This is a genomic window from Methylibium sp. (assembly GCF_031393925.1).
Classification (GTDB): Bacteria; Pseudomonadota; Gammaproteobacteria; order Burkholderiales; family Burkholderiaceae_C; genus Methylibium.
In genome coordinates this window covers 37,073-44,180 of the sequence record NZ_JANMWL010000243.1, presented here as the reverse complement: position 1 = coordinate 44,180, position 7,108 = coordinate 37,073, and the positions used below count along the sequence as shown (strand labels likewise).

Annotated in this window: 9 protein-coding genes and 1 tRNA gene; 3 read left to right on the top strand and 7 right to left on the bottom strand. The window is 60.7% G+C overall.

All coding sequences use genetic code 11. The annotated features are described in order from the left end of the window. The first annotated feature begins 12 nt into the window (after positions 1 to 12). The 3 genes from RMO12_RS12870 to RMO12_RS12860 all read left to right on the top strand — a co-directional run bounded on the left by RMO12_RS12870 (position 13) and on the right by RMO12_RS12860 (position 1,109). Positions 13 to 339 (top strand): integration host factor subunit alpha, encoded by a 327-nt coding sequence (locus tag RMO12_RS12870; protein WP_309639588.1) that lies wholly within the window; start codon positions 13 to 15, stop codon positions 337 to 339. Positions 340 to 505: 166 nt separating this feature from the next. After that, positions 506 to 985, top strand: a complete 480-nt coding sequence (locus tag RMO12_RS12865; RefSeq protein ID WP_309639586.1) for a MerR family transcriptional regulator — start codon at positions 506 to 508, stop codon at positions 983 to 985. Positions 986 to 1,032: 47 nt separating this feature from the next. Next, positions 1,033 to 1,109, top strand: a tRNA-Pro gene (locus tag RMO12_RS12860). A gap of 98 nt (positions 1,110 to 1,207) precedes the next feature. Here RMO12_RS12860 and RMO12_RS12855 read toward each other — a convergent pair. The 7 genes from RMO12_RS12855 to infC form a co-directional block, all read right to left on the bottom strand. Then, positions 1,208 to 1,678 carry a MerR family transcriptional regulator gene (locus RMO12_RS12855; RefSeq protein WP_309625135.1) on the bottom strand — a complete coding sequence of 157 codons (471 nt, stop codon included), beginning with the start codon at positions 1,676 to 1,678 and terminating at the stop codon, positions 1,208 to 1,210. Positions 1,679 to 1,860: 182 nt separating this feature from the next. Continuing rightward, a complete protein-coding gene (locus RMO12_RS12850; protein WP_309625134.1) occupies positions 1,861 to 2,202 on the bottom strand; it encodes an integration host factor subunit alpha in 342 nt (113 codons plus the stop codon). Positions 2,203 to 2,224: 22 nt separating this feature from the next. Then, the gene (pheT, locus tag RMO12_RS12845) at positions 2,225 to 4,648 is read right to left on the bottom strand and encodes a phenylalanine--tRNA ligase subunit beta (protein WP_309639585.1); all 2,424 of its coding nucleotides are present in this window, start codon (positions 4,646 to 4,648) and stop codon (positions 2,225 to 2,227) included. 15 nt (positions 4,649 to 4,663) lie between these two features. Continuing rightward, entirely contained in the window at positions 4,664 to 5,707 is a 1,044-nt protein-coding gene (pheS, locus tag RMO12_RS12840; protein WP_309625144.1) for a phenylalanine--tRNA ligase subunit alpha, read from the bottom strand. Between the two features lie 88 nt (positions 5,708 to 5,795). After that, positions 5,796 to 6,152, bottom strand: a complete 357-nt coding sequence (gene rplT / locus RMO12_RS12835; protein WP_309625132.1) for a 50S ribosomal protein L20 — start codon at positions 6,150 to 6,152, stop codon at positions 5,796 to 5,798. 47 nt (positions 6,153 to 6,199) lie between these two features. Beyond that, positions 6,200 to 6,403 carry a 50S ribosomal protein L35 gene (gene rpmI / locus RMO12_RS12830; protein WP_309625131.1) on the bottom strand — a complete coding sequence of 68 codons (204 nt, stop codon included), beginning with the start codon at positions 6,401 to 6,403 and terminating at the stop codon, positions 6,200 to 6,202. A 125-nt stretch (positions 6,404 to 6,528) separates the two neighbouring features. Then, entirely contained in the window at positions 6,529 to 7,086 is a 558-nt protein-coding gene (gene infC, locus RMO12_RS12825; protein WP_405029675.1) for a translation initiation factor IF-3, read from the bottom strand. Between the last annotated feature and the right edge of the window lie 22 nt (positions 7,087 to 7,108).

Below are 7,108 nucleotides of genomic sequence, written 5' to 3'. Positions count from 1 at the left end.
CAAGAATCTTCCATGGAATTTTCCGTCGAAAGCCTCGAAACGCCCGCGCTCACCAAAGCGCATCTTGCCGAATTGTTGTTTGAGCAAATCGGGCTGAACAAGCGTGAATCCAAAGACATGATTGACGCGTTTTTTGATCTGGTGTCTGACAGTCTTGTTGAGGGCAAAGACGTAAAAGTTTCCGGCTTTGGCAACTTTCAGATTCGGACCAAGGCCCCGCGACCCGGTCGCAATCCCAGAACCGGAGAACCTATTCCTATCCAGGCTCGCCGGGTCGTAACGTTCCATGCGAGCCACAAACTCAAAGACCATATTCAGGGTAGCGGCTCGGCCAATTGAGTCGGCACCGTCCTTGCGCTTGGGATGTCGCAAGACACGGCACCGGACGTAAATAAATGTCATGATTGTGACAAAACAACACTTTACCGAAAGTGTCTGTAACTATTTGCGCTTGCTTTAGAGTTGGAGTAGATTTAGAGGTTTCCTCTCTACCGCATTGATTTAATTGGAGAAAACACTCCCTCCCATTCCCGCGAAACGCTACTTCACTATTGGTGAAGTTGGTGATCTATGCGGCGTCAAACCTCACGTGCTCCGTTATTGGGAGCAAGAGTTTACGCAGTTGCGTCCGATGAAACGGCGTGGCAATCGCAGGTATTACCAGCACCATGAAGTTTTGATGATCCGCCGAATCCGCGATCTTTTGTACGATCAGGGATTCACCATCAGTGGTGCTCGTAACAAATTGCAGGAGATCGTTCAGGTTGAGCGGGACAAACGCCGCAATGGGGAAGTCATGCTCGAGGGCGTTGAAGTGCTAGAGGGGGGCGACTCAGTTCTGGACGACTTTGAAGACTCTACAGATTTTGAGGAAAGTGAATTTGTAAGCGCCGATCTACCAACCGGATCTCTGGCGCAGCAGCGATTGGAACTGTTGAGACGTGAACTGGTTGAACTCAGGGACCTGTTGGGCCCCGGCTTCTAACGCACAAGAAAAATCGCAATCGGGGAGCGCTATACTTGCGGTTTTATCGGTGTGTGGCGCAGCCTGGTAGCGCACTTGCATGGGGTGCAAGGGGTCGCGAGTTCGAATCCCGCCGTCCCGACCAAGAAGACCAAAGCCCAGCAGGCGGTGCCTGCTGGGCTTTTTGTCGCCGTGCGACGACGTCACGGGCCCGCGTTAGGCGAATTTGTCGACGGCCTTTGCTCAGGGCGTCAGAAGATGCCGGATTGAGAGCAGTTCATCGCGCAACGACGCAATCGAGCCCGGTGGGCTCACCCGCACCAACGTGACTGCTGCCGTTGATGACCGAGCCGCCAACGCGTCGGCCATTGCCTCGTTTGTTACAGCGTTAATGGCGACGTGATCGGCTTGGAGCGGCTGCGTGAGCGCTTCACTGGCCTCACCGGACGCATGGCGCAACGCCGACTCAGACAGGCGGTTGCGCGCCCCGCTGATGGTGAAGCCTTGCTCGTACAGCAACTCACGGATGCGCCTGATGAGCAAGACCTCGTGGTGCTGGTAGTAGCGGCGATTGCCCCTGCGCTTCATCGGCTTGAGCTGCGAGAACTCTTGCTCCCAATAGCGCAGCACGTAAGGCTTTACGCCGCAAAGCTCGCTGACCTCGCCAATCGTGAAATAGCGCTTGACGGGGATCGGTGGGAGCAGTTTTTCCATTTCAAATCAATGCGATGCATAACATTATCTAATACTTTACTCGAACTTTGATGGCGCGGTTCAAGTGACGACACAGCACAGCGTCGCCAGAGGCGCAAAAGCGAGTCTCTGTTCAAAAAACATCACACAAATAAACTAAATACTTATTTAAAATCAAAAACTTATATGACTTATGTGTTTCATCACTCGAACTCGTCTCCAGTCGGTGTGTCCCCCTGAACGACGCCTTTGAGCTTGTGGCTCGCATGGAAGGTCACGACGTTGCGCGCCTTGATCGGAATGGCTTCGCCGGTGCGTGGGTTGCGTCCCGGTCGCGGCGCCTTGCGGCGGATCTGAAAGTTGCCGAAACCCGACAACTTGACATCGGCAGCCCCGACCAACTGGCCATGGATCAACTCGAAAAAAGCCTCGACCATGTCCTTCGACTCACGTTTGTTGAGGCCCAGTCGCTCGAACAGCAAGTCGGCCAACTCTGCCTTGGTCAGCGTTGGCGTGTCGAGGGTGGGAAGCAATACACGGTCCATCGTCCATTTCTCCACTGAGGTGTCAGCCGCGCAAACGCACGATCACGCCGTCGGCGGTCAGTCGGTCGAGCAAGGTCTTCACCGCGGCGTCGATGCGCTCATCCGTCAGCGTAGCGTCGTCGTCGCGCAGTTCCAGCCGCACTGCCAGGCTGCGTTGTCCGCTCGCCAGTTCGGCCGTCGGCCGCTGCGGGCGGTAAACGTCGAACAGCCGAGCGCTGCGCACGATGCCCTCGGACGACGCGGTGTCGATGGCTTTCATCAAGGTGGCGTGGCTGATCGCATCGTCGACGATCAGTGCCACATCGCGCAGAGCGGTCTGTTGCTTGGCAAGCGGCACGTGGGTTGGTAGCGCCCGATCGCTCAGCGATTCGACGTCGATTTCAAACATTACCGGAGCCTGGGGCAACTCGTAACCCTGGCGCCAGCGCGGATGCAATTCACCGATCCAACCGATCGCCCTGCCGTCGAGTTCGATACGCGCACTGCGGCCCGGATGCAGAGCCGGATGCTCGGCCGGCAAGAAGCGCGCAATCCGAGGTGCGAGCAGCGCTTCGAGGTCGCCCTTGAGATCGTAGAAATCGACGCTGCGCTCCACGGCGCCCCATTGCAGGCCGTCGGCAGGCCCGTAGGCGAGCGCGCCGAGCCTCGTCGGCTGGTCGATGCCAGCGACGCTGCGCTCGCCGTCGACAACGCGGCTGTCACGCCGGAACACGCGGCCGATCTCGAACACACGCACACGCGGCGCGCGGCGCGCAAGGTTCACCTTCAGCACAGCCAGCAAGCTACCCAGAACGCTGCTGCGCATCACCGCCAGCGGTGCAGCGATCGGATTGAGCAAGCGAATCGGATCGGCGTTGCCGGCGAGTTCTCGTTCCCAGCGCTCTTCGACGAAGCCGAAGTTGACCGTCTCCTGATAGTCGAGAGCGACCATCAGGCAGCGTAGCCGCCGCAAACCCTGCCGGGCAGCGGGCGGCAGTCGCGGCGTCACCGCAGCGAGCGGCGGCACGTCGGGCAGGCGCGAATAGCCGAGGATGCGGATCACCTCCTCGACCAGATCTTCTTCCGTCTGCAGATCAAAACGCCAGCTCGGCGGCGTGATGGTGATCGTGCCGTCGCCTTCGACAAAGCCCAGTCCGAGCCGATTGAACACGTCGGCGCATTCCGCCTGGCTGACGGGCATGCCGATGACGCGGCTCGCCCGCTCGATGCGCAGCGTGACGGGCGCGCGGTCGGGCATCGCGCAAATGCGGTCGTATGTCGGCCCTGCTTCACCACCGCAGATGTCGATGATGAGCCCCGTGATGCGCTCCACATGATCCAGCGTGCGCGCCGCATCGACGCCTCGCTCGAAGCGGTGACCGGCATCGGTCGTGAAGTTGAAGCGCCGCGAACGCCCGGCCACCGCCTGTGGCCACCAAAACGCCGCTTCGACATACACGTTGCGCGTGCCCTCGCCCACCGAGGTGGCCTCGCCGCCCATGATGCCGGCGAGCGATTCGACCTGCAGGTCGTCGGCGATCACGCCCACGCCCGCGTCGACTTCAATGGTGCTGCCATTGAGCAGGGAAATCGTCTCGCCGCCACGCCCCCAGCGCACGCGCAGGTCGCCGTGAATCTTGTCAAGATCAAAGATGTGTGAGGGCTGCCCCGACTCGAACATGACGTAGTTCGATATGTCGACCAAGGGGCCGACCGGACGCTGTCCGCACCGGGCAAGTCGCTCGGCCATCCATTGCGGCGTCACCGCCAGTGCATTGACGCCACGCACGACACGGCCCGAGAAACGGCCGCACAGGTCCGGTGCATCGACATGGACTGGCAGACGGGTGTCATGCGTCACGGCCACTGGCGGGTAACTCGGAGCCCGTAACTCCGCGCCGGTGAGTGCGGCCAACTCGCGCGCCACCCCATGCACGCTCAGACAATGCGCCAGGTTGGGTGTGAGTTTGAGCGTGAAGATCGTGTCGTCGAGACGAAGGTGCGCGCGTAGGTCAACGCCGATCGGCGCGGCGCCGGACAGCTCCAGCAGGCCGCCATGCGCGTCAGAGAGCTTCAACTCACGCGCCGAACACAGCATGCCCTGGCTTTCGACGCCACGCAATTGACCGAGCTTGATCACGAACGCCGGTTCGCCTTGCTTGGCCGGCGGCAGCGCCGCGCCCACCAGTGCGCACGGCACTTTGATGCCCGGCCTGACGTTCGGCGCGCCGCAGACGATCGCAAGCGGCGAACCGGTGCCGACATCAACCTGACAGACATTGAGGCGGTCGGCGTTGGGATGTCGCTCGATGCTCAACACCTGCGCCACGACGACACCCGAGAACGGCGGCGCCACCGGGCTCAGCGCCTCCACCTCGAGGCCCGCCATGGTCAGCGTCTCGGCCAGTTCGGCGGTGGACAGCGGTGGGTTGCAAAACTCGCGCAACCAGGATTCTGGAAATTGCATGGTCGGTGCGTTGCCTTACTTGAACTGCGTCAGGAACCGCAGGTCGCCCTCGAAGAACAGCCGCAGATCACTCACGCCGTAGCGCAACATCGCGAGCCGGTCGACGCCCGAACCGAAGGCAAAACCGATACAGCGCTCGGCATCGAGACCCATGTTGCGAATCACTTGCGGATGCACCTGACCGGAGCCCGAGACTTCCAGCCAGCGCCCTTGCAGCGGCCCACTGCCAAACATCATGTCGATCTCGGCGCTGGGCTCGGTGAAAGGAAAGTAACTGGGCCGAAAGCGAATACGCAAATCGTCGGTCTCGAAGAAAGTGCGGATGAAGCGCAGGTAAACCGCCTTCAGGTCCTTGAAGCTGATGTTCTCGCCGACCCACAGACCCTCCACCTGATGAAACATCGGCGAGTGGGTCGCGTCGCTGTCGACGCGATAGGTACGGCCGGGCGCGATGACGCGAATCTCCGGCATCGGGTCGGCGCCAGCGTGTTTGCGCGCATGCGCCTGGGCGTAACGAATCTGCATCGGCGAGGTGTGCGGGCGCAGGTTCAGCGGCCGCCCTTCGCCGTCATTGACGTCGACGTAGAAAGTGTCTTGCATCGAGCGCGCCGGATGGTTCTCCGGGTTGTTCAGCGCCGTAAAGCTGTACCAATCGGTCTCGATCTCGGGGCCATCGGCGACGTCAAAACCCATCGATCCGAAGATCGCTTCGATGCGCTGCGCGGCCAGCGTGATCGGATGCAGCCCACCGGTTCCGCGGTGGCGCCCCGGCAAGCTCACGTCGAGCGATTCGGTGCGCAATTGCTGCGCCAGCTCGGCATCGGCGAGCGCCTGCCGACGCTGCCCAAGCAGGAATTCGACCTGCTGCTTGGCCGCGTTGATTTCGGCGCCGCGGGTTTTTTTTTCATCCGCCACCAAGGTGGCGAGTTGTTTGAGCTGCATGGTCACCGCCCCGCTCTTGCCCAGAAAACGCGCCTTGGCGTCCTCGAGCTCGGCCGGCGTGCGTGCAGCCGCGAATGCCTGCTCGGCTTGTCCGACCAGCAGACTCAATGCTTCCATCATGAAAGTCGTTTCAAGAAAAACGAAGGGCCGACGCTTGCGCCTCGGCCCTGACGGTGCATCGCGGGCCCGCAGGCCCACAACTGCATCAAGCGAGCTGGGCCTTGACCTTCTCGACGATGCTGCCGAATGCAGCCGGATCACGGACCGCCATGTCGGCCAGGACCTTGCGGTCGAGGTCGATGGCGGCTTTTTTCATGCCAGCCATGAAGCGGCTGTAGGTGATGCCGTGGCTGCGTGAAGCGGCGTTGATGCGCGCAATCCAGAGGCGCCGAAATACGCGCTTGCGGTTGCGGCGGTCACGGTAGGCGTACTGGCCTGCCTTCATCACCGCCTGCTTGGCGATGCGATAGACGTTCTTGCGGCGGCCGCGGTAGCCCTTGGCAAGTTCCAGGACCTTTTTGTGGCGGGCGCGTGCGGTTACACCACGTTTTACGCGAGGCATGTTTCTATTCCTTCAAGCGTTGAATCTCGAGACGGGTCGTGCGCGGCTCAGAGGCCAGCAAACGGTAGCATCTGGGCCATGTGGCCCATGTTGGTCTCGTGCACCGAGGTCGTGCCACGCAGGTGGCGCTTGTTCTTGGTGCTCTTCTTGGTGAGGATGTGGCGCTTGAACGCCTGACCCCGCTTGACGGTGCCACCCGGGCGAACGCGGAAACGCTTGGCAGCGCTCTTCTTGGTCTTCATCTTGGGCATGACTGCTCCTTCTTGCTTGTTCCCGAGAGGCGCCGCGAACCATTCGCGAACTTTCCAGGTGGCCATCGGGAACTTGTACCGTCGCTGTGGTGACCAGACCGCAGCGACGCTGAACACTTTCCAAACTACTTCTTCCGCTTCGGCCCCAGCACCATGATCATCTGGCGGCCTTCGAGCTTGGGCATGTTCTCTACCACGGACACGTCGGTCAGTTCATCGCGGATCCGCTCCAAAAGGCGCATGCCGATGTCCTGGTGTGTGATCTCGCGGCCCCGATAGCGCAGGGTGACCTTGCCCTTGTCGCCCTCTTCCAGGAAACGCCGAAGATTGCGCATCTTGATCGCGTAGTCACCCTCATCTGTGCCCGGACGGAACTTCACTTCCTTGATGTCAATGACATGCTGCTTGGCCTTGGCCTCGGCAGCCTTCTTCTGCTCCGAATACTTGAACTTACCGTAGTCCATCAAACGGCAAACCGGAGGGTCGGCTGTTGCAGCGATCTCGACCAGATCGACGTCGGCCTCACCGGCCAAGCGCAAGGCCTCCTGGATGCTGACGATGCCCAAGGGCTCGTTCTCGGGGCCGTTCAGGCGCACTTCCAGCGCCATGATTTCCCGATTCAGTCGGTGCTTGCGTTCGTCATTGCGGGTACGACGATCAAAGAAATTAGCGATGGTCAGAATCCTTTCGAGCCCTGTTCATTTG